18 protein-coding genes are annotated in these 21700 nt (G+C 70.3%); 9 read left to right on the top strand and 9 right to left on the bottom strand.

Annotated elements, in window-relative coordinates; translation table 11 throughout:
- Positions 1-38: 38 nt before the first annotated feature.
- The 8 genes from ABD419_RS05210 to ABD419_RS05245 form a co-directional block, all read right to left on the bottom strand.
- Positions 39-1127: an ABC transporter ATP-binding protein gene (locus ABD419_RS05210; protein ID WP_344482684.1), complete on the bottom strand. Its 1089-nt coding sequence runs from the start codon at positions 1125-1127 to the stop codon at positions 39-41.
- Complete coding sequence (locus ABD419_RS05215; protein WP_344482687.1) at positions 1117-2154, bottom strand: ABC transporter ATP-binding protein; 1038 nt, start codon at positions 2152-2154, stop codon at positions 1117-1119. The genes ABD419_RS05210 and ABD419_RS05215 overlap by 11 nt, the downstream gene beginning before the upstream one ends.
- A gap of 5 nt (positions 2155-2159) precedes the next feature.
- Positions 2160-3080, bottom strand: coding sequence for an ABC transporter permease (locus ABD419_RS05220; protein WP_344482690.1), 921 nt, complete (start codon positions 3078-3080; stop codon positions 2160-2162).
- Positions 3073-4083: an ABC transporter permease gene (locus tag ABD419_RS05225; protein ID WP_344482693.1), complete on the bottom strand. Its 1011-nt coding sequence runs from the start codon at positions 4081-4083 to the stop codon at positions 3073-3075. The genes ABD419_RS05220 and ABD419_RS05225 overlap by 8 nt, the downstream gene beginning before the upstream one ends.
- Positions 4084-4171: 88 nt before the next feature.
- Positions 4172-5836 (bottom strand): peptide ABC transporter substrate-binding protein, encoded by a 1665-nt coding sequence (locus ABD419_RS05230; RefSeq protein WP_344483443.1) that lies wholly within the window; start codon positions 5834-5836, stop codon positions 4172-4174.
- 212 nt (positions 5837-6048) lie between these two features.
- A complete protein-coding gene (locus tag ABD419_RS05235) occupies positions 6049-6753 on the bottom strand; it encodes a PfkB family carbohydrate kinase (protein ID WP_344482696.1) in 705 nt (234 codons plus the stop codon).
- Positions 6754-6907: 154 nt separating this feature from the next.
- A complete protein-coding gene (gene erpA, locus ABD419_RS05240; protein WP_344483445.1) occupies positions 6908-7258 on the bottom strand; it encodes an iron-sulfur cluster insertion protein ErpA in 351 nt (116 codons plus the stop codon).
- A 213-nt stretch (positions 7259-7471) separates the two neighbouring features.
- A complete protein-coding gene (locus tag ABD419_RS05245) occupies positions 7472-8575 on the bottom strand; it encodes a glycerate kinase family protein (RefSeq protein WP_344482699.1) in 1104 nt (367 codons plus the stop codon).
- A 160-nt stretch (positions 8576-8735) separates the two neighbouring features.
- On the opposite strand from ABD419_RS05245, the gene nadA reads away from it, so the two are divergent.
- The 5 genes from nadA (at position 8736) to ABD419_RS05270 (ending at position 14589) form a co-directional block, all read left to right on the top strand.
- Positions 8736-9902 (top strand): quinolinate synthase NadA, encoded by a 1167-nt coding sequence (gene nadA, locus ABD419_RS05250; RefSeq protein ID WP_344482702.1) that lies wholly within the window; start codon positions 8736-8738, stop codon positions 9900-9902.
- Between the two features lie 348 nt (positions 9903-10250).
- Complete coding sequence (gene murA, locus ABD419_RS05255; protein WP_344483447.1) at positions 10251-11576, top strand: UDP-N-acetylglucosamine 1-carboxyvinyltransferase; 1326 nt, start codon at positions 10251-10253, stop codon at positions 11574-11576.
- Positions 11577-11644: 68 nt separating this feature from the next.
- Entirely contained in the window at positions 11645-12298 is a 654-nt protein-coding gene (locus ABD419_RS05260; RefSeq protein ID WP_344482705.1) for a DUF3043 domain-containing protein, read from the top strand.
- A 130-nt stretch (positions 12299-12428) separates the two neighbouring features.
- A complete protein-coding gene (locus ABD419_RS05265) occupies positions 12429-13508 on the top strand; it encodes a WG repeat-containing protein (protein ID WP_344482707.1) in 1080 nt (359 codons plus the stop codon).
- An 85-nt stretch (positions 13509-13593) separates the two neighbouring features.
- Positions 13594-14589, top strand: a complete 996-nt coding sequence (locus tag ABD419_RS05270) for an aldo/keto reductase family protein (RefSeq protein ID WP_344482710.1) — start codon at positions 13594-13596, stop codon at positions 14587-14589.
- On the opposite strand, the gene miaA is transcribed toward ABD419_RS05270, so the two are convergent.
- Positions 14546-15505 (bottom strand): tRNA (adenosine(37)-N6)-dimethylallyltransferase MiaA, encoded by a 960-nt coding sequence (gene miaA / locus ABD419_RS05275; protein ID WP_344482713.1) that lies wholly within the window; start codon positions 15503-15505, stop codon positions 14546-14548. The two genes, ABD419_RS05270 and miaA, sit on opposite strands and share 44 nt — an antisense overlap.
- Before the next feature lie 109 nt (positions 15506-15614).
- Here miaA and ABD419_RS05280 point away from each other — a divergent pair, with 109 nt between their 5' ends.
- The 4 genes from ABD419_RS05280 (at position 15615) to ABD419_RS05295 (ending at position 21680) form a co-directional block, all read left to right on the top strand.
- Complete coding sequence (locus ABD419_RS05280; RefSeq protein ID WP_344482716.1) at positions 15615-16832, top strand: DUF349 domain-containing protein; 1218 nt, start codon at positions 15615-15617, stop codon at positions 16830-16832.
- A gap of 222 nt (positions 16833-17054) precedes the next feature.
- The gene (locus tag ABD419_RS05285) at positions 17055-17789 is read left to right on the top strand and encodes a tyrosine-protein phosphatase (protein WP_344482719.1); all 735 of its coding nucleotides are present in this window, start codon (positions 17055-17057) and stop codon (positions 17787-17789) included.
- Between the two features lie 259 nt (positions 17790-18048).
- Positions 18049-19767 carry an ABC transporter ATP-binding protein gene (locus ABD419_RS05290; RefSeq protein WP_344482722.1) on the top strand — a complete coding sequence of 573 codons (1719 nt, stop codon included), beginning with the start codon at positions 18049-18051 and terminating at the stop codon, positions 19765-19767.
- A complete protein-coding gene (locus ABD419_RS05295; RefSeq protein WP_344482725.1) occupies positions 19764-21680 on the top strand; it encodes an ABC transporter ATP-binding protein in 1917 nt (638 codons plus the stop codon). The genes ABD419_RS05290 and ABD419_RS05295 overlap by 4 nt, the downstream gene beginning before the upstream one ends.
- The last annotated feature ends 20 nt before the right edge of the window (positions 21681-21700 follow it).

Here is a 21700-nt window from a genome sequence, read left to right on the forward strand (position 1 = left end):
GGGAGGCCGGAACCGGGCGGTCCGGCCTCCCGCGCGGGCTACTTCACCGCGTGCGTGACGTCGCGCTCCTCCGCGTAGAAGCAGGCCGCTTGATGTGTACTGCGTTCACTCCGGTTCGGGTGGTGGCGGGCGACGGGCGGGTGTGTCCCCTCGTCGCCCGCGGCGAGCGTGGGGACCTCCTCGGCGCAGTGCTCGGTGGCCTTCCAGCAGCGGGTGCGGAACCGGCAGCCCGACGGCGGGTTGATCGGCGAGGGCACGTCGCCCTGGAGGACGATCTCCTCGCGGCGGCCGCGCAGGTCCGGGTCCGGGACGGGCACCGCCGAGAGCAGCGCCTGCGTGTACGGGTGCCGCGGGCTGTCGTAGATCTCCGGCCCCGTCCCCCGCTCGACCACCTTGCCCAGGTACATGACCGCGACCTCGTCGGCGATGTGGCGCACCACCGACAGGTCGTGCGCGATGAACACGTACGCCAGGCCCAACTCGTTCTGGAGCCGCTCGAGCAGGTTGATGACCTGCCCCTGGATCGACACGTCCAGGGCCGACACCGGCTCGTCGCACACCAGCACCCGCGGCCGCAGCGCGAGCGCGCGGGCGATCCCGATGCGCTGGCGCTGCCCGCCGGAGAACTGGTGCGGGTACCGGTTGACGTGGTCGGGGTCGAGCCCGACCATGTCCAGCAGCTCCTTCACCTCGCCGGCCCGCCGGTGCTTCGGCACCACCCCGGGGTGGATCGCGAACGGCTCCCCCACGATGTCGCCCACGGTCAGCCGCGGGTTCAGCGAGGTGTACGGGTCCTGGAACACCAGCTGGATGTCGCGCCGGAACGGCCTGATCCGCCGCGCCGACAGGTTCCCGATCTCCCTGCCCAGCAGCTTGATCGAACCCGACGTCGGCGTCTCGAGGCCCACCAGGAGCTTCGCCAGCGTCGACTTCCCGCAGCCCGACTCCCCCACCACCCCGAGCGTCTGCCCCGGGTAGAGCTTCAGGTCGACGCCGTCGACGGCCTGCACGTGGCCGACCGTGCGCTTGACGACGACGCCGCGCTGGATCGGGAAGTGCTTGACGAGGTCCGCGGCCTCCAAGACCGGTTCGGGCCCCGTCTCGGCCTGGCCCAGTTCAGCGTTCATCGGTGTAGACCTCCTCGGCGAAGTGGCAGCGGGAGCCGTGGGACTCGGCGGGCTCGGCCCACGGCGGCACCTCGGTCGTGCACTTGTCCTCCGCCGCGAAGCAGCGCGGATGGAACGGGCACCCGCCGGGGAGCCTCGCCGGGTTCGGCGGGAGCCCGCGGATGACCTCCAGCTCCCGGCCGACGCTGTCGACGCGCGGGATCGCCCGCAGCAGCGCCTTCGTGTACGGGTGGGCCGGCCGCTTGAACGCGTCGCGGATGCCCGCGCGCTCGACCACCTCCCCCGCGTACATGACCGCGACCTCGTCGGCGACGTCGGCGACCACGCCGAGGTCGTGCGTGATGAGGATGAGCCCCATGTGCCGCTCCGACTGGATCCGCTTGAGCAGCCGCATGATCTGGGCCTGGACCGTGACGTCGAGCGCGGTCGTCGGCTCGTCCGCGATGAGGACCTCGGGGTCCAGGGCGAGCGCCATCGCGATCATCACGCGCTGGCGCATGCCGCCGGAGAACTGGTGCGGGTAGTGGCCGACCCGGTTCTTCGCGTCGGGGATGCCGACCTGGTCGAGGAGCTCGATCGCCTTGAGCCGGGCCTCCTTCCGGGTGGTGCCGCGGTGCACGCGGAACAGCTCGCCGATCTGGAAGCCCACCGACCACAGTGGGTTGAGCGCGGACAGCGCGTCCTGGAAGACGATCGCGATGTGGTTGCCGCGCACCTCCCTGCGGGTCTCCTCGTTCTGCGCGAGGAGGTCGACGCCGCGGAGGCGCACCGCCCCGCGGGTGATCTTCGCGGGCGGGGTGTCGAGGATGCCCATGATCGCCTGGGAGGTCACCGACTTGCCGGAGCCGGACTCGCCGACGACCGCGAGGGTGCGGCCCTGCTCCAGGGTGAAGCTCGCGCCGCGGACGACCGGGACGCTGCGGCCGCGGACCCGGAACTCCACGTGCAGGTCGTCCACTTCGAGCAGCGGCGAGTTGAAGTCGGCGCCCGGGAGGGTGTCGCCGATGACGCGGACGGTCTCTGTCACCGCACTCACCTCAGTTTCGGGTCGAGGGCGTCGCGCAGCGCGTCCCCGAAGGTCGCGAACGCGAACACGGTCAAGACGAGCAGCCCCAGCGGCCAGGCGAAGAGGTAGACGTAGCCGCCGCCCGCCCACTCGGTGCCCTTGGACAGCAGCACGCCCCAGCTGGTCGCGGGCGGCTGGACGCCGATGCCGAGGACGGCGAGGGCCGCCTCGGTGACGATGATGCCGCCGATGGTGGTGGGCACGACGGCCGTGACCGGGACGATCGCGTTCGGCAGGATGTGCTTGAACATGACCCGGCGGTCGCTCGCGCCGAGGCACTTGGCGGCCACCACGTAGTCGAGGTTCTTCGTCTCCAGCGTGGCCGCCCGCGTGTACCGGCAGAACTCCATCCACCCGAACAGCGCCAGGGAGATCGCGGCCGGCGCGATGGTCTCGAACAGGTTGTCGGCGGCGACGCGGCCGCGGAAGAGGCTCAGGATCAGGACCGCGCCCATGAGCATCGGGATGACGATGAAGACGTCGAGGCCGCGGGAGATGAGCGTGTCGAGCCAGCCGCCGTAGTAGCCGGCGAGGATGCCGAGGATCAGGCCCACGAACACCGAGGCGACGATGACGACGAGCGCCAGCGTGATCGTGGGCCGCGTGCCGTGGACGAGGGTCGCGGCGAAGTCGCAGCCGAACGCGTCGGTGCCGAGCGGGTGGTCGCCGGTGAACCAGGTGTCGGGGCGCAGCTTGGCCTCGCGGCCGATGCACACCGTGGGGTCCTTGTCGGTGAACAGGCCCGGGAGCGCGGCCATCGCGAACACGAGCAGCAGCACCGCGGTCGCGATGATGACGTCGGGGCGCTTGCGCATGGTGCGGAACGCGTCCGACCAGAGGGACGCCTGCCGCTCGGCGGTCGGCGTCGGGGCGGTCAGCTCACTCATAGCGGATCCTCGGGTCGAGCGCGGCGTAGAGGAGGTCGACGATCAGGCTCACGAAGACGACCACGACCGCCGAGACCGTGAGGCCGACGATGACGAGGTTGCCCTCCTGGCGCTGCACCGCCTGGAAGATCATGCGGCCCATCCCGGGGATGCCCATGACGCCTTCGGTGAGGACGGCGCCGGAGAGCATGAACGCGAACAGGAAGCCGATGCCGGTGATGATCGGGATCATCGAGTTGCGGATGACGTGCACGATCGTGATGCGCATCGGCTTGAGGCCCTTGGCCTTCGCGGTCCGCACGAAGTCCGAGCCGAGGTTCTCCAGCTGGCTGGCGCGGATGAGGCGGGTCATGGTGGCGAGGCCGACGGTGCCGACGATGATGCCGGGGATGATGATCGTCGTCCACGGGTAGTCGGCGTTGTAGTTCGGTCTGAACACCTGGCCCATGAACGACTCCGTGCCCCAGATCCCCCTGGCCCACCTGGTGAGCGGCACCGCCACGATGTACACGTAGGACAGCAGGATGAGGAACACCGGGATCGAGTCGGCGAGGATCGTGGTGCCGCGCACGGTGTGGTCGATGAACTTGCCGCGGTGGCGGGCGGCCCAGGTGCCGAGCACCATCGCCACGGTCACCAGCGTGAGCGTCGCGAAGATGAACAGCCGCAGGGTGTTCGGGATGTAGATCGCCAGGAGCTGGCCGACGTCCCGGTTGCCGTTGAGGGTGGTCCCGAAGTCGCCCTGCACGAAGTTCTGGAGGCGGTCGACGAACGGCGTCAGGCACGGGTCGCCGACCCGCTCGTAGCACTTGTTGTCGAGCCCGTAGAGCCGCTCGACCTGGGCGAGCATGCCCGGGTCGGGGGTGCGGTCGCCGCCGAAGAACAGCAGCGCGGGGTTGCCTCTGATCTGGACGGACAGCACGGTCAGGTAGTGGAGCAGGAAGAGCACGATCCCGAGGGTCAGCAGCGCCTGCAGGAGGCGGCGGAGTATGTAGCGTCCCATGGTTCTTTCCAATTCCAGAGCCCCCGGGCGGGGCCGCCGCGGCATGCGGCCGCGGCGGTCCCGCCCGGGCGGTCTTCAGTTGTAGGCGCTACTCGGCGATCGTGACTTCGCGCAGCTCGCAGTCGCCGCCCGGACCGCTGTAGATCGGGTGGACGTACACGTCCTCGAGCCGCTCGGTGTAGAAGTAGTTGAACCGCTCGCCGAACACCGGGACGCTCGGCATGTCCTCGGCGAGGATCTTCTCCGCCTCGGCGTAGAGCGCGACGGCCTCGTCGAGGGTCGCGGCCGCGCCGGCCTCGAGGATCTTCGCGTCGTAGTCGGCGTTCGCCCAGCCCTGGTCGTTGACGTCGACGCCGCCGCCGTAGATCGGCTCCAGGTAGTTCTCGTTCAGGTTGTAGTCGGGGCCCCAGCCGGAGCGGAACGGGCCGGTGACGTTGTGCTCCTCGCGGGTGGCCAGGAACTCGGGGAAGTCGAGCGTGACGAGCTCGTACTCGATGCCCAGGGACTGCGAGATCGAGTCGCCGATGGCGCGGAAGATGTCCACGTTGTCGGCGGCGTCGTTCACCCAGATCTGCATCTTCTCGCCCTCGGGCCAGCCGCCGGCCTCGGCGAGGAGCGCGGCCGCCGCCTCGGGGTCGTAGGTGCAGTACTCGCCGCAGGCGCCCTGGCCGCCGCCGAGGATGGAGGCGGGGACCCACGAGTCGAGCGGGTAGAAGCGCTCGGGGCCGACGACGTTCGCGACGCCCTCGCGGTCGATCGCCATCGAGATGGCGCGGCGCAGGTTCACGTCCTGGTACTTCGGGTCGTAGAGCGGGAAGGCGAGCATGAGGATGCTCGGGTCGTCCTGCTGGATGTGGCGCGACTCCAGGTCGGGGTCGTTCATGGCGTTCTCGTAGTCGGCCGCGGTCGGGCGGCAGACGTCGATGTCGCCGGTGAGGAAGTCCGCCCAGCAGTCGTCGCCTTCGAGGTAGACCTTCCAGTTGACGGCGTCGATCTTGGCCGGCATGTCGCCCGCGTAGTCCTCCCAGCGGACCGCGGTGCCGCCGGCCTCGATGTCATAGGGCTCTTCGAACATGAAGGGGCCGTTGCCGATAGGCGTGGCCTCGCAGGCTTCGAGATCGGCCAGGCACGCCTCGGCGACCGGGTAGAACGCCTCGTAGCCGAGCATCGTCGGGAAGCCGATGAACGGCGCCGTCAGCCTGACCTCGATGGTGAGGTCGTCGACGGCGGTGACGCCGGAGAGGTGGGTGGTCTCGATCGGAGCCCACTCGGTGACCTCCGGGTCGGCCCACTGGTCCTCCGGCAGCGGGTCGGGGTTCATCTCGGCGTAGCCCTCGAAGGTGCCGAAGAAGTAGTTGAGCGGCAGCGCGTTCGAGGCGTACGCGGTCCGGTCCCAGGAGCGGATGAAGGCGTCGGCGTTCACCGGCTCGCCGTTCTGGAAGGTGAGGCCGTCCTTGATCGTGATCGTCCAGACCTGGTTGTCGGGCGAGGAGATCTCCTCCGCCACCAGGTTCTTGGGCTCGCCGGTCTCCCGGTCGTAGTAGACCAGGCCGTCGTAGACGTTCTTGATGATCCGGTAGCCCTCGGACTCGCCGGAGCCGCCCGGGACGAGGCTGCGGATCTCGCCGATCTGCATGTTGACGGTGCCGCCGCTGCCGCCGCCCTCCCCGTCGACGTCGCCTTCGTCGCCGGTACAGGCAGCGGTGGATACCGCGAGCCCGGCGACCGCCATGGCGGCCACCGTCATTCGCATTCGTCGCACTGGGAGCTCCAGGGTGTGAGTGGGTCGTGGGATAACTCACACCATGGCGCACAACACAACTAAATAAAAGAGTGCGTTGTGAAATCGTTACCCGGCGGACGGTAAGCAGAGACCTTGCAGCTGCAATGTCACGCCGGTATCTCCGTATAAATCCTGCTTTGTGAGACGAGTGTTTCCGTTGCGGGTCAATACGACCCGTGTGTTCACTCGGGCACCAGGTAGGCGGAGGCCTCGGCTGCCGCGGCCGGGCCGTAGGAGCGTTCGAGGCGGTTCACGAAGTCGACCGGGTTGACCGAGTAGCCCTGCGGCCCGACCGATTCGAGGGCGAGGGCGGTGAGCTGGCTGCCGACCTCGGAGGCGCGGCGCAGGCTCATGCCCCAGCCGAGCCCGGCCAGGAGTCCGGCGGTGAACGCCTCGCCGCCGCCGGCGGGGTCGATGATCTCGTCGGCGCGGGCGAACGGGACCCGCACGCGGTCCATGTCGTGGCCGGCGACCTCGACGCCGTCCTGGTCCAGCGTGGTCACGCGGACGCGGACGAGCTCGAGGATCTCGTCGTCGGCGAGGCCGGTCGTGGCCTGGAGCAGGTGGTAGCGGTGCTCGCCGGTGACGAGGAACTTCGCGCCGGTCAGGAACTCGACGGCCTCGTCGCCCTCCAGGTCGCCGGGGTCGGCGCTGAACTCCAGACCGAGGTCGCGGGCCTGGTCGGCGTAGGCGTGCATGGCCTTCGGCTCGCCAGGGCCGATGTGGATGAGGCCGAGGGACCCGCCGCGCTCCATGACCTCGATGAGGTCGAGCTCGTCGCCGCCGAGGACGACCGGGGCCTGCCCGAGGCGGGCCAGGCCGTGGCCCACGGCCTCGGCGGTGGTGCCGGTGACGGCGGTCTTGACGCCTTGCACGACATGTGCCACTTGGAATGGTCCTCGCATCGTCGGGGACGGGATGATCGGAATCGGAAATCGCGGGGCAAAGGTGGATCGCCCGGCGGGGGGCGCTCAGCCTAGCGCACGAAGAAGCCCGGTCGGCGAAAGCGTCCGACCGGGCTTCGAGCGTGTGGCCGGAGGCCTAGTGGAACGAGTCGCCGCAGGCGCACGATCCCTGGGCGTTCGGGTTGTCGATGGTGAAGCCCTGGGCGTCGATCCGGTCGGCGAAGTCGATGCTCGCGCCGATCAGGTACGGGATGCTCATCTTGTCGACGATCACGCCGAAGCCCTCGTAGTCCTGCACGGTGTCGCCGTCGCGCACGTCGGTGTCGAAGAACAGCCCGTAGCGCAGGCCGGAGCAGCCGCCGGGGCTGACCTCGACGCGCAGGCGGAGGCCTTCCTCGCCTTCCTGCTCGATCAGGGCTTTGACCTTGGTGGCGGCGGCTTCGGTGAGCACGACGCCGACCTTGGTGCTGTCCTTGGCGTCGTCCAACTGCTCAGTTCCAGCCTGCTGAGTGGCGCTCACTTGCTACTCCTCGTGATATGTGCGAGACCCGGGTCGCCGGGTCGATTCGACCCGTCAACAGTACCCAACCGGATTGCGTGCGTCCCTATTCCCGTGCTCGTGCGGAGGGATTCGGGAATCGAGTCCGACCTCACTTCGGAGGCGTCGTGACGCGCCGTCTCGGCTGGTCTCCGACGGTACCTATTCCTGCCATTCCTTCGCCACCCGCTCGGCCAGCGCGGTGAGTCCCTCGACCGGTCTGGCCATGGCCTCCTCGGCGCTGCCGAGGAGTTCGGTGACGGAGTACACCCCGGCGAGGGCGGGGTGGGCGGCGACGTCGGCGCGGCCGGCCATGACCACGCAGGGCCGGCCGTGGGCGGCGGCGCCTTGGGCGACCTCGGCGGCGAGCTTGCCGCGCAGGCTCTGGGCGTCGAAGGAGCCCTCGCCGGTGATGACGAGGTCGGCGGCGGCGATCTTCGCGTCGAGGCCGACGGCGTCGCAGGTCAGGCGGGCGCCGGACTCTCGGGAGCCGCCGAGGAGGAAGAGGGCGAAGCCGATGCCGCCCGCGGCGCCGGCGCCGGGGTTCTCGGCCGCGCCGTGGAGGCCGAGGGCGTCTTCGAGGGTGCGGGCGAAGTGGCCGACGGCGCGTTCGAGGCTCTCGACGGCGCGGGCGTCGGCGCCCTTCTGGGGGCCGAAGACGTGGGTGGCGCCGCCCGGTCCGAGCAGGGGCGAGTCGACGTCGGTGGCGGCGGTGAAGATGACGCCGCGGGTGCGGGGCTGGCCTTCGATCGCGTGGACGGAGGTGAGGCCGCCGCCGCCGTAGGGGACGGGTTCGCCGGCGACGTCGCGGAAGACGCAGCCGAGCGCGGTGAGCATGCCGGCGCCGGCGTCGTTGGTGGAGGAGCCGCCGAGGCCGATGACGACGCGGCGGGCGCCGCTCTCGACGGCGTGGGCGATGAGGAGGCCGACGCCGAAGCTGGTGGTGCGCTCGGGGTCGCGCTCGCCGGGGGCGAGGAGGTGGAGGCCGCAGGCGGCGGCGGACTCGATGTAGGCGGTGTCGCCGTCGAGGAGGTAGTCGGCGCGGATGGGGCGGCCGAGGGGGTCGCAGGTGTCGACGGTGCGCAGCCGGGCCTGCGGCTTGGCGCGGGCGAGGACCTCGGTGAAGCCGGGGCCGCCGTCGGCGAGCGGGAGCGTCTCGGCGGTGTCGCCCGGGCGGGCGCGCAGCCAGCCTTCGGCTACGGCGTCGGCGGCCTCGCCGGCGCTCATGGTGCCGGCGAACTTGTCGGGAGCTATGAGGATGCGCACATGTAGAGGGTAGTGGATGGTCTGAGCGGCCTCCGACCATGGTGTAACCGCTTGCCGAACCGGGGTCGCCGCCCGTGCGCTCCCACACTCCGCGACGGGCGGTCCGCATCGCGGATTCGAGCGGCCCGAGGAGTCCTCGGAAGCGACTAGGATTGCGGCCATGACGGGCTTCACTGAACCTGCGAGCACCCAGACCGCGCTCCTGCTCCTCGGCCGCGGCTCCGACGCCGGCTCCGAGCGCGGCGTCGACTGCCCCGGCGAACTGCCCGCCCCCTCCGACCCGGACCTGGTCGAGCGGGCGAAGGCCGCGAAGGAGGCGCTGGGCGGCAACGTGTTCGTCCTCGGCCACCACTACCAGCGCGACGAGGTGATCCAGTTCGCCGACGTCACCGGCGACTCGTTCAAGCTCGCGCAGCAGGCGGCGGCGCGCCCCGACGCGGAGTACATCGTGTTCTGCGGCGTGCACTTCATGGCCGAGAGCGCCGACATCCTCACCGGCGACCACCAGCGGGTGGTCCTGCCGGACATGGCCGCCGGCTGCTCCATGGCCGACATGGCGACGGCCTCCCAGGTCGAGCAGTGCTGGGAGGACCTGAAGCGGGTCGGCGTCGCCGACGCGACCGTGCCGGTCACGTACATGAACTCGACCGCCGCGATCAAGGGCTTCGTGGGCCGCGAGGGCGGCATCGTCTGCACCTCCTCGAACGCCGAGCGGGCCCTGCGCTGGGCCTACGAGCAGGGCGAGAAGGTCCTGTTCCTGCCCGACCAGCACCTGGGCCGCAACACGATGGTCCGCGACATGGGCTACTCGCTGGACGACTGCGTGCTCTACAACCCGCACAAGCCGAACGGCGGCCTCACCGACGACGAGCTGCGGAACGCGAAGATCATCCTGTGGAAGGGCCACTGCTCGGTCCACGGGCGCTTCACGCTCGCGTGCGTCGAGGAGATGCGCCGGGTCGACCCCGAGGTGAACATCCTGGTCCACCCCGAGTGCACGCACGAGGTCGTCGAGGCCGCGGATTTCGTGGGCTCGACCGAGTACATCATCAAGGCCCTCGAGGCCGCCGAGCCCGGCTCCTCATGGGCCATCGGCACCGAGCTGAACCTGGTGCGCCGCTTGGCGAACCGCTTCCCGGACAAGAAGATCTCGTTCCTGGACAAGACCGTCTGCTACTGCTCCACCATGAACCGGATCGACCTCCCGCACCTCGTGTGGGCCCTCGAGGAGCTCGTGGCCGGGCGGGTGCCGAACGTCATCACCGTCGACGAGCGGACCGCCGGCTACGCCCGCGAGGCCCTCGACCGGATGCTCGCCCTGCCGTAGCCGCCGGACCCGGAGTCGTTCGCCACAGGGTGAACGGTTCCGGGTCCCCCGGACGTGTATTCCGTGTGCCGCGGGTGCGCATGATCACCGAGGGTTATCCCGCTACCTGGGCGTTTTCCCTGTGGCTATTCCGTTATCGTTGGTCCGCCACCGCGATGTACGCCTGGCAAGCGGGCGACGTGAGCGTTGACGCCCGGTGAACGACGCTTCGCCGGGAACCGGCCATCGCACCCACGGCGACGCTTGCAGGCCGTAGATTTGCAGAGACGCATCCCGGCTTCCGTACCAGTACTCCACTCCATCCGAGGAGATCTGTTGAGCAGCACCGACGCCACCCCCGAAGAAGACATGCTGATCATCCACGGCGGCACCCCGCTCGAAGGGGACGTCACCGTCCGGGGGGCGAAGAACCTCGTCTCCAAGGCGATGGTCGCGGCCCTCCTGGGCACCTCCCCCTCGGTGCTGCGCTCGGTCCCCGCGATCCGCGACGTCGAGGTCGTCACCGGCCTCCTGCGCGTCCACGGCGTCGACGTGGAGCTCGACGGCGACACGCTCTACATGGACCCCACCTCGGTCGAGTCCGCCGGCGTCGAGGAGATCAACGTCCACGCCGGGACCAGCCGCATCCCGATCCTGCTGTGCGGGCCGCTCCTGCACCGCCTCGGCCGCGCGTTCATCCCCGACCTCGGCGGCTGCAACATCGGCGGCCGCCCCATCGACTTCCACCTCGACGCGCTCCGCGAGTTCGGCGCCGTCGTCGAGAAGGACGCCAGCGGCACCCACCTGTCGGCCCCCAACGGCCTCCACGGCATCCGCTACGAGCTCGACTTCCCGTCCGTCGGCGCCACCGAGCAGGTCCTGCTCACCGCCGTCATGGCGAAGGGCACCACCGAGCTGCGCAACGCCGCGATCGAGCCCGAGATCATCGACCTGATCTGCGTCCTGCAGAAGATGGGCGCGATCATCAAGGTCCACACCAACCGGGTGATCGAGATCGTCGGCGTCGACGAGCTCAAGGGCTACCGGCACCGCGCGCTCCCCGACCGCATCGAGGCCGCCTCGTGGGCGTCCGCCGCGCTCGCGACCGAGGGCAGCGTCTTCGTGCGCGGCGCCCAGCAGGCCGACATGATGACGTTCCTCAACGTGTTCCGCTCCATCGGCGGCGCGTACGAGGTCGACGACGACCCCGTCGAGGGCGGCATCCGCTTCTGGCACCCGGGCACCGCGCTCAAGCCCGTCGCGCTCGAGACCGACGTCCACCCCGGCCTCATGACCGACTGGCAGCAGCCCATCGTGGTCGCGCTGACCCAGGCCGACGGCCTGTCGATCATGCACGAGACCGTGTACGAGAACCGCTTCGGCTACACCTCCGAGCTGCGCCGCATGGGCGCGAACATCGAGCTGTACTCCGACTGCCTCGGCGGGACCCCGTGCCGCTGGGGGCGCCGCAACTTCCTGCACTCGGCCGTCATCGCCGGGCCCTCGAAGCTCCACGCCGCCGACCTCCAGATCCCCGACCTGCGCGCGGGCTTCAGCCACCTCATCGCGGCCATGGCCGCCGAGGGCACCTCGCGCGTGTACGGCGTCGACCGCTACATCACCCGCGGCTACGAGAACTTCGAGGAGAAGCTCCTCGGTCTCGGCGCGAAGATCGAGCGACCTGTCACGAAATAGCCGTGTTCCGGGCGTAGGTATGCTTGGAGGACCACCGCCCGCAGCGAGTTGAGGAAGGCCGATCGTCCGTGGCCAAGAAGTCCGTACAGGAAGCTCCTGAAACCGAGGAACCGAAGCCGGTTTCGGCCACGGACAAGAAGGGGAAGGCCACGCCCAAGCGGCCGAACCAGTCGAAGGCCAAGCCGCCGGTGAACCCCCCGCTGACCAACAAGGAGAAGCGGGAGGCCGTCAAGAAGTCCGGCCCCCTGACCAAGGAGCAGAAGAAGCAGGCGCGCGAGGACGTCAGAGCCGAGCGCGGCCGCATCGCCGAAGGCCAGTGGAAGGGCGACCCGCTCTTCGACAAGTACCACCTCCCCCGCGACCGCGGGGCCGAGCGGCTGCTGGTGCGCGACATCGTCGACGCCCGCTGGTCCATCGGCCAGTACTACATGTTCGGCGCCTTCGCGATCCTCATCTTCTCGACCGCGGGCACGGTCCAGCTCCAGAGCTACCTGTTCATCGGCCTGCTCGCGCTCACCGGCGCGATCGTCATCGAGTCGATCTTCCTCAGCCGCAAGGTCAAGCGCATCGTGCTGAAGCGCTTCCCGAAGACCACGCAGCGCATGGGCGGCCTCTACTGGTACGCGATCCAGCGGAGCATCATGCCGCGCTCCATGCGGAACCCGCGGGCGCGCATGAGCTACAAGGCCACCGAGGACGACCTCGGCAAGATCGTCAAATGAGCGGGCGGGGCCGCCCGGCCCCGCCTTCGACAAGCGATCGTGCCCGGGGTCGCTCGACTGTCCCTCCCCGGTCGCGATGGCTTACCCTCGAAACTGACGTAGCCCTCTCTGACCCCGGAAAGTAGTCAACGTGGTTGATGTCGCGGCGGACTTGCGGGCGGGGCTGTTCCGCGCCCTCGGCCCACTCGATCGCGCCACCATGCGCCACGCCATCGCCGACACCGTCGCGCTCCAGCAGATCCGCGAGGAGGCCGCGCTCCGGCTCGCCCGCCACGCCTCCGAGGCCGACCAGTCGCGGCTCCTCGGGGTGCGGGCCGTCGTCCTGCGGGTCCTCGGGGACTTCGACGGCGCCGAGGTCGACGCCGCCGCCGCCGTCAAGTACGCCGAGGCCGTCGGCGCCGACCTGCTCCTGGCCCCCGCCCGCGCCCGCCTCGCCCAGGTCCTGCGCGTGCGCGGCCGCTACGAGGAGGCCGACCAGCTGTTCGCCCTCGCCGAGGCCGGCGAGCTGCCGCGGACCCTCACCGGCGCCGTCCGCGCCTACGCCGGGCTCTCGTGCATCGCCCAGGGCCGCATCACCGAGTCGCTCATCCACGTCCAGCGCGCCTCCGAGCAGAACCCCCACGGGTTCGTCATGCAGATCGTCGAGACCGCGCTCTCCCTCATCGAGGAGCACGCCGCCAAGTACGGCTTCGGCGCGCCGCCCCGCGGCTGGGCCGAGCGCGCCGGGCATCCCGCGCCCGACCGGTTCCAGGACCCCCAGACCGGCCGCTTCGGCTACCTCGGCCACGACGGCCGCCCGGTCGTGCAGGCCGCGTTCAGCCAGGCCGGGGACTTCCGCGGCGGCGTCGCCGCCGTCTGCCAGGCCGACTGGGGCGCCATCGACAAGACCGGCACCGTCGTCGTTCCGATGCTGTACGGCGCCATGGAGACCCCCACCGCCGACGGGCGCACCGTCACCGGGTTCGTCAACGGCGTGGCCGTCGCCGCCCAGCGCGGCCGCGTGCTCGCCGTCCACAAGACCGGCCGCGTCGTCGTGCCCCCGCGGTACCAGCGCATCGAGGTCCACCCGGCCGGGTTCCTCGTCACCGACGGGTACTCGTGGGGCGCCCTCGGGTTCGACGGCAACGAGCTGGTCCCCGCCCGCGTCGACCGCGCCGAGGCCATGCGCCAGCTCGACGGCGCCGTCTCCATCGACGACGGCCCGCTCTAGACACCAGGCGCGCGCGGGCAGCGCGCGGACGCTGTGATCATGCTTGCGTTTGCCCCTAGCCGCACGGCAGGTAGGCTCTGTACCCATGGAGTTTCGTCATCTCGGCCGCTCTGGCCTCGTCATTTCCGAACTGGTCTACGGCAACTGGATCACCCACGGCGGGCAGGTGGAGGAGGACGCGGCGGTCGCGTGCGTCAACGCCGCCCTCGACGCCGGCATCACCACCTTCGACACCGCCGACGTGTACGCGCAGGGCAAGGCCGAAGAGGTCCTCGGCCGGGCGCTGAAGGGCCAGCGCCGCGACGGCATCGAGGTCTTCACCAAGGTCTACTGGCCGATGGGCAAGGGCAAGAACGACCGCGGCCTCTCGGCGAAACACATCAAGGAGTCCATCGACAACTCCCTGACGCGCCTCCAGACCGACCGCGTGGAGCTGTACCAGGCCCACCGCTGGGACGTGGAGACCCCGCTGGAGGAGACCATGCAGGCGTTCGCCGACGTGGTCCACGCCGGCAAGGCCCACTACATCGGCGTCTCGGAGTGGACCGCCGATCAGATCCGCGCCGGCGCCGAGCTCGCCAAGGAGCTGAAGATCCAGCTCGTGTCGAGCCAGCCCCAGTACTCGGCCCTGTGGCGGGTCATCGAGGCCGAGGTCGTCCCGGCCTCCGAGGAGCTGGGCATCGGCCAGATCGTGTGGTCCCCGCTGGCCGGCGGCGTGCTGTCGGGCAAGTACAAGCCCGGCCAGGCGGCCCCCGCGGGCTCGCGCGGCGCCGACCCGCAGTTCGGCCGCTTCGTCGAGGGCTGGCTCAAGGACGACGTCCTCGAGCGCGTCCAGCAGCTCGGCCCGATCGCCGAGGAGCTGGGCCTGACCATCGCGCAGCTCAGCCTCGCGTGGGTCCTCCAGAACTCGAACGTCTCCGCCGCGATCATCGGCGCGACCCGCCCCGAGCAGGTCGAGGAGAACGTCAAGGCCGTCGGCGTGAAGCTGCCGGAGGAGGTCTACACCAAGATCAACGAGCTCCTGGCGCCGGTGGCGATCACCGACCCGAAGGAGACGACGGCTCCGAACCCGCGCGCGTAAGCGCCTTCGCGAAGAGCTCAGGATCGGCCGCATCGAACCATTCCATGCGGCCGTCCCGTTTGAACCAGGAGCGCTGGCGGCGCACGAAGCGGCGGGTGCCCTGCGCGGTGAGGCGGAAGGCCTCGTCCTCGTCGTACTCGCCCGAGAAGTGGGCGAGGACCTGCTGGTAGCCGAGGGCGCGGGAGGCGGTGCGGCCCTCGCGCAGGCCCTTGGACTCGAGGTCGCGGACCTCGTCGAGGAGGCCGGCGTCCCACATGGTCTGGACGCGGCGCTCGATGCGCTCGTCGAGGGCGGGGGTGTCGCGGTCGACGCCGATGCGGACGGCGTCGAAGTGGGCGCGCGGTTCGGGGAGCGAGGCGGTGAAGGAGCCGGTGAGCTCGACGACCTCGAGGGCGCGCACGACGCGGCGGCCGTTGGAGGGCAGGATCGCGTCGGCGGCGGCGGGGTCGCGCTCCTTGAGGCGGTCCCAGAGGGCCGCGGAGCCGTCGCGGTCGAGTTTGGCTTCGAGGCGGGCGCGGATCTCGGGGTCGGTGCCGGGGAACTCCATCTCGTCGAGGGCGGCCTGGACGTACAGGCCGGAGCCGCCGACGAGGATCGGGCGGCGGCCGCGCGCGCGGACGGCCTCGATCGCGTCGCGGGCGAGGCGCTGGTAGCTGGCGACGTCGGCGGGTTCGGTGACGTCGAGGACGTCGAAGACGTGGTGGGGGACGCCGCGGGCCTCCTCGGCGGTGATCTTCGCGGTGCCGATGTCCATCCCGCGGTAGAGCTGCATCGAGTCGGCGTTGACGACCTCGCCGCCGAGGGCTTCCGCGAGCGCGACCGAGAGGGCGGTCTTGCCCGCCGCGGTGGGGCCTACGACGGCGATCACCGGCGGTTGTAGGGTGGGTGTGCCGCCGAGTTCGCTCCTCAATTGCATGACCCCCTCGAGTCGGGCGGCCCCGCCCCGGCTGGCGGCGACCCGCCGCCCACCGTAAGGTACGGGAAATACGTCCCTAAGTTCGTGTGAAGGATTTGAGATTACCGCGATGAGTGACCTCGGAGACTGGACCAGCTTCGGCCGCATCGACGCCGACGGCACGGTCTATGTGAAGACCTCCTCCGGCGAGCGCGCGGTGGGCTCGTGGCAGGCCGGCTCGACCGAGGAGGGGCTCGCGCACTTCGCGCGCAAGTACGCCGACCTCGTGGTCGAGGTCGATCTCATCGCCGCGCGACTGAACTCGGAGTCGGCCGACGTGGAGCAGGCGGCCTCGCAGCTGCGCAAGCTCCGCGAGGGCCTGGACACCGCCGCGGTGGTCGGGGACGTCGAAGGCCTGGCGACCCGCCTGGACGGCCTGTCCAAGCACGCCGAGGAGAAGCTCGGCGAGTTCAAGGCCGCCAAGGAGTCCGAGCGCGCCGAGGCCGTCGCCGCCAAGGAGGCCCTGGTGGCCGAGGCGGAGGACCTGGCGTCCCGCGACAGCCACTGGAAGGCGTCGGGGCAGCGCTTCAGCGAGATGATCGAGGAGTGGAAGGCGATCCACGGGGTCGACCGGAAGACCGATCAGAAGCTGTGGCGGCGCTTCTCGGCCGCGCGCGACACGTTCACGCGCCACCGCGGGGCCTACTTCTCGCAGCTCGACGCCGAGCGCAAGGTGATCGGGCAGAAGAAGGAAGAGCTCATCGCCAAGGCGGAGGAGCTGTCGACCTCGCAGGACTGGGGGCCGACGGCCGACGCGCTCAAGGGCCTCATGGCCGAGTGGAAGGACGCCGGGCGACTGGCGCCGGACGCCGAGCAGAAGGCCTGGAAGCGGTTCCGGGCGGCGCAAGACGTCTTCTTCAACGCGCGCTCCGAGGTGTTCTCGGCCCGCGACGCGGAGCTGGAGGCGAATCAGACCGCCAAGGAGGAGCTGCTCAAGCAGGCCGAGGCGCTCGACATCGAGGCCGACCCGAAGGCGGCGCAGAACGCGTTCCGCGAGCTCCAGGCCGGCTGGCACGACATCGGCGCGGTCCCGCGCAAGAACCAGGCGAAGCTCCAGCGGCGCCTGCGCACCGTCGAGGACAAGCTCCGCGACGCGCTGGACACCGCGTGGCGCAAGGTCCCGGTCGACGAGAACCCGCTGCTGCTCCAGATGCGCCAGCAGGTCGCCGAGGCCGAGGAGAAGCTCGCCCGCGCGAAGGCCGACGGGAACGCCGGCCGGATCAAGAAGGCCGAGGCCGACCTCGCGGGGAAGAAGCAGTTCTTGCAGCTTGCGGAGGGAACGAAGTAGCACCGCCTGCAGCTTGCGGAAGGAACCAAGTAACGCAGCCTGCAGCTTGCGGAGGGAACCAAGTAAGCGACACCCGCCGTTCATCCGGGGGCGGTCCGGACGCATGAGTGCGTTCGCGGTCGGATCGGGATAATGGGACAGGGCTACGACGGCGTGGACCGCTCCGGTCCGCGCCGTTCGCGCTGCCCCACCGACCATGTCCCCCGACGGGAAGGCACCCGAATGACCCTCGAAACGCTCCCCCAGCAGTTCATCGACGCCGAGAAGGTCTTCAACCTCCGCGACGTCGGCGGCTGGGACGCCGCGGACGGCCGCAAGGTGCGGTCCGGCCGGGTGTTCCGCTCCGACAACCTCGGGATGGTGACCGAGGCCGACCTCGACCTGCTCGTGAACCGGCTCGGGGTCCGCCACGTGATCGACCTGCGCCGGGCCGAGGAGTGGGAGGTCGCGGGGCGGTTCCCCGAGGTCGACGGCGTCGAGTTCCACCACTTCGAGCTGCTGCACGTGAAGTGGGAGAACATCGGCCGCGGGTACCCGTCCGGGGCGGGTGTGGTGCCGTTCCTGCGGCAGCGGTACTCGGGCATGTACGAGGCCGGCTACCAGGCGGTGCGCGACTCGCTCGACGTGATCGCGAGCGGCGAGCCGGTGCTGTTCCACTGCATGGCGGGGAAGGACCGGACGGGCCTGGTGGCCGCGGCGCTCCTGTCGGTGCTCGGCGTCGACGAGGCGGACATCGCCCGGGACTACGAGCTGTCGAACGTGGGGATCGCGCGGTGGCGCACCTGGCGGGACGCGAACCTGGGCCGGCCCGAGAACGAGAGCGGCCTGACCACGCCGGCGGCGGCGATGCTGGAGACGATCGCGGAGATGGGCGAGCGCTTCGGCTCGCTCGCCGAGTACGTGCGGGCGACCGGTTTCGACCGGGTCGAGGCGCTTCGGTCGGATCTGCTGGAGTAGTCCCTGCCCGCTCCGTGAGACGGCGAATGTTAAATTCCGTCGCTATAGCGCTTGCCGGACCCGTTGCGGCGCAACGGGTCCGGTGCCCGATGCCGTTCACACTCGTGTTACTTACCGGTCGGCAGGTGAAATTCGATTGCCGGAAGTCACACCCCGCTCGTAACTTGGAGCGGTGGGCTCAGAGCGGTTGAAAACTCCAGATGCATCCGAACCAGACCTCCCCCCGGAACGTCGGACGGCGCTGACGAACCTGTGGCGGATGAGGAAGTACCTCTACCCGTACCGGTACCGCCTCGCGGTGCTGTGGTCGATGGTGCTGCTCAACATCGTGTCCGGCCTCGCGATCCCGCCGCTCGTCGGCCGGGCCATCGACGGGCCGATCCACCACGGCGACATGCGCGGCCTCGTGGCCATCGTCGGCGCCATCGCCGTCCTCGGCGCCGCCGACGCGATCCTCCAGCTGGCGCGGCGCTACTTCCAGACGACCACCGCGATGGCCATCGAGAAGGACATCCGCGGCGCGCTGTACGAGCACCTCCAGGTGCTCCACACCGGGTTCCACGACCGGTGGCAGACCGGGCAGCTCCTCGCCCGCGTCACCTCCGACCTCGGCATGATCCGGCGCTTCTTCGCCGGCGGCCTGGTCTTCGCGATCACCTCCACCGGGATGATCCTCATCATCATGGGCCAGCTCCTGTTCATCGAATGGCGGCTGGCCCTCATCGTCGCGGCCTCGGCGGTCCCGCTGTTCCTCATCGGCCGCAAGTTCTTCCGCGAGTACCTCCCCGCGGCCCGGTCCGAGCAGGACCAGTCCGGCGAGGTCTCCAGCGCCGCCGAGGAGTCGGCGCTCGGCATCCGCGCCATCAAGGCGCTCGGACGCGGCCCGCTCATGGCGGCCCGCTTCGAGAAGGAGGCCGCCGAGCTGCGCTCGCGCAGCATCTTCAAGAGCATGATCGCGTCCCGGTCCTGGTCGGGCTACGACGCCATCGCCACCGCGGCCGTCGGCGCGGTCCTCGTGCTCGGCGCGACCATGGTCGCCGGCGGCACCCTCTCGGTGGGCGACCTCACCGCGTTCATCATGCTCCAGCTGGCCCTCCTGTGGCCGATCGAGGCCACCGGCTGGGTCATGGCCCACGGCAACGAGGCCATGACCGCCGCCGACCGCGTCTACGAGGTCTTCGACACCGAGCCGGCCATCAAGGACCGCCCGAACGCCAAGGTGATCGAGCGGAGCGAGGTGCGCGGCGAACTCGTCTTCGAGGGCGTGCGGTTCGCGTTCGAGGACGACAGCCGCGAGATCCTCGCCGGCGTCGACCTCCGGGTGAACCCCGGCGAGACCGTCGCCATCGCGGGCAAGACCGGCTCGGGCAAGACCACGCTCGTGTCGCTGCCCTCCCGCCTCAACGACCCGACCGCAGGCCGGATCCTCCTGGACGGCACCGACATCCGGGACCTGAAGCTGGAGAACCTCCGCTCGGTCGTCACCACCGCGTTCGAGGAGGCCACGCTCTTCTCGATGAGCGTGCGCGAGAACCTCGCCCTCGGCCGCCCCGACGCCGACGAGCGCGACCTCGAGGAGGCCGTGCGCGTCGCCCAGGCCGAGTTCGTCTACGACCTGCCGTACGGGCTCGACACCCGCATCGGCGAGCAGGGCCTGTCCCTGTCCGGCGGCCAGCGCCAGCGCCTCGCGCTCGCCCGCGCCGTCGTCGTGCGCCCGGCCGTGCTCGTCCTCGACGACCCGCTGTCGGCGCTCGACGTCCACACCGAGGAGCTCGTGGAGCGGGCCCTGGCGCAGGTCCTGCGCGACACCACCGCGCTCGTGGTCGTCCACCGGCCGTCCACGGTGGCGCTGGCCGACAAGGTGGCGCTGCTCCACGAGGGCCGGATCGCGGCCTTCGGGGCGCACTCCGAGCTGATGGCGACCAGTCCCGAGTACGTCGACGTGCTCTCCGCAGAGTCTGAGGAGGTGGCGGCGTGACCGCGACCGGAAGCGGCGTCGCAGACGTCGAGGGCGCGACCGAGGACGAGCTGGAGCGGCGCGCCGAGCAGCCCGTCGACAAGCACGCGTCCTGGCGCGGCCGGGCCGAGTCGGCCGAGGCCGACCGGACCAGCGCCGAGGTGGACGACGCCGAGTCGATCAAGGAGCTGCGGCTGCAGAGCCGCCGGCTCCTGGGCTGGATGATGCGGCCGCACAAGAAGGGGATCGCGTTCCTGTGCGCGATCCTGGTGGTGCAGAACTTCACCAGCATGGCGACGCCGCTGCTGGTCATGTTCGGGATCGACAACGCGATCCCGGCGATCGCCGACCGCGGCGACTACTCGCTGCTGATCGGGATCGCCGTCGTGTTCGCGGTGGTGTCGGTCCTGAAGTACGTGTGCGTGCGCCTGTACATCGCGCAGTCGGCGAAGGTCGGCAACGCGATGCTGTTCGCGCTGCGCAACCGGGTGTTCCGCAAGTTCCAGGACCTGTCGGTGTCGTTCCACGAGCGGTTCACCTCGGGGCGCGTCACGGCCAGACAGAGCTCCGACATGGAGGCCATCCGGGAGATGACCGAGAACGGCGTGGACGACCTGGTCCTGGCCGCGCTCAACGTCGTCACGATCACGATCGTGATGCTGGTGATCGACCCGCTCCTGGCGGCGGTGGCGCTGCTGACGTTCCCGCTGATGCTGCTGCTGGGCCGCTGGTTCAGCCGGGTGTCGGCGGTGGCGTACCGCAAGGCGCGCGAGACCGTGGCGCTGCTGATCGTCTACTTCGTGGAGTCGATGGGCGGGGTCCGGGCGGTGCAGTCGTACCGGCGCGAGCCGCGCGACCGGGAGCTGTTCGCGGGGCTGAACACCGACAACCAGTACGCGCAGGCCAAGGGCCACCAGCAGAACGCGTTCATGTCCGGCGGGATGCGCGGCATCGGGCACCTCGCCACCGTGGTGGTGCTGCTGTTCGGCGGCTGGCAGGTCATGCAGGGCAACACCGAGCTCGGCGTGCTGGCGGCGTTCCTCCTGTACATGAAGCGGTTCTTCGACCCGCTGAACGAGCTGGTGCAGTTCTACAACGTGCTCCAGTCGGCGACGTCGGCGCTGGAGAAGCTCTCGGGCGTGCTCGACGAGACCGTCGAGGTGGCCGAGCCCGAGGAGCCGCGGTCGATCGCGGTGGCGCGCGGCGAGCTGCGCTTCGACGACGTGCACTTCCGGTACCGGGAGGACCAGGTGGTCCTGCCGGGCCTGGACCTGCGGATCGCGGGCGGGCAGACGCTGGCGCTGGTGGGCGCGACGGGCGCGGGGAAGACCACGATCGCGAAGCTGGTGAGCCGGTTCTACGACCCGGTCTCGGGCTCGGTGTCGCTGGACGGGGTGGACCTGCGGGAGCTGTCCGAGGCCGACCTGCGGCGCAACATCGTCATGATCACGCAGGAGAACTTCCTGTTCAACGGCACGATCGCCGAGAACATCGAGCTGGGGCTGCCGGGCGCGAGCCGCGAGCGGATCGTGGAGGCGGCCCGGGTGGTCGGCGCGCACGAGTTCATCGAGGCGCTGCCGGACGGGTACGACACGCACGTGCGCAAGCGCGGCGGTCGCCTGTCGGCGGGCCAGCGGCAGCTCGTGGTGTTCGCGCGGGCGTTCCTGGCCGACCCGCGGGTCCTCATCCTCGATGAGGCGACGAGTTCGCTCGACATCCCCTCGGAGCGGCTGGTGCAGCGGGCGCTGCGCACGATCCTGGCGGACCGGACGGCGATCATCATCGCGCACCGGCTGTCGACGGTGGAGATCGCCGACCGGGTGCTGGTGCTGGAGCACGGCCGGATCATCGAGGACGGCCGCCCCGACGAGCTCATCGACCACGGCGGCGAGTACGCGACGCTGCACCGCCAGTGGGAGGACTCGCTCGTCTGACGGCGTTCGAGGCCGTCTCC

Origin of the sequence: Glycomyces endophyticus, from assembly GCF_039531525.1 — a bacterium.
GTDB classification, from domain to species: Bacteria; Actinomycetota; Actinomycetes; order Mycobacteriales; family Micromonosporaceae; genus Glycomyces; species Glycomyces endophyticus.

Coding starts and splice junctions, on each gene's coding strand:
- ABD419_RS05210 (WP_344482684.1), bottom strand. CDS start 1,127: ATGAACGCTGAACTGGGCCAGGCCGAGACGGGGCCCGAACCGGTCTTG.
- ABD419_RS05220 (WP_344482690.1), bottom strand. CDS start 3,080: ATGAGTGAGCTGACCGCCCCGACGCCGACCGCCGAGCGGCAGGCGTCC.
- ABD419_RS05225 (WP_344482693.1), bottom strand. CDS start 4,083: ATGGGACGCTACATACTCCGCCGCCTCCTGCAGGCGCTGCTGACCCTC.
- ABD419_RS05230 (WP_344483443.1), bottom strand. CDS start 5,836: ATGCGAATGACGGTGGCCGCCATGGCGGTCGCCGGGCTCGCGGTATCC.
- nadA (WP_344482702.1), top strand. CDS start 8,736: ATGACGGGCTTCACTGAACCTGCGAGCACCCAGACCGCGCTCCTGCTC.
- murA (WP_344483447.1), top strand. CDS start 10,251: ATGCTGATCATCCACGGCGGCACCCCGCTCGAAGGGGACGTCACCGTC.
- ABD419_RS05270 (WP_344482710.1), top strand. CDS start 13,594: ATGGAGTTTCGTCATCTCGGCCGCTCTGGCCTCGTCATTTCCGAACTG.
- miaA (WP_344482713.1), bottom strand. CDS start 15,505: ATGCAATTGAGGAGCGAACTCGGCGGCACACCCACCCTACAACCGCCG.
- ABD419_RS05280 (WP_344482716.1), top strand. CDS start 15,615: ATGAGTGACCTCGGAGACTGGACCAGCTTCGGCCGCATCGACGCCGAC.
- ABD419_RS05285 (WP_344482719.1), top strand. CDS start 17,055: ATGACCCTCGAAACGCTCCCCCAGCAGTTCATCGACGCCGAGAAGGTC.
- ABD419_RS05290 (WP_344482722.1), top strand. CDS start 18,049: ATGAGGAAGTACCTCTACCCGTACCGGTACCGCCTCGCGGTGCTGTGG.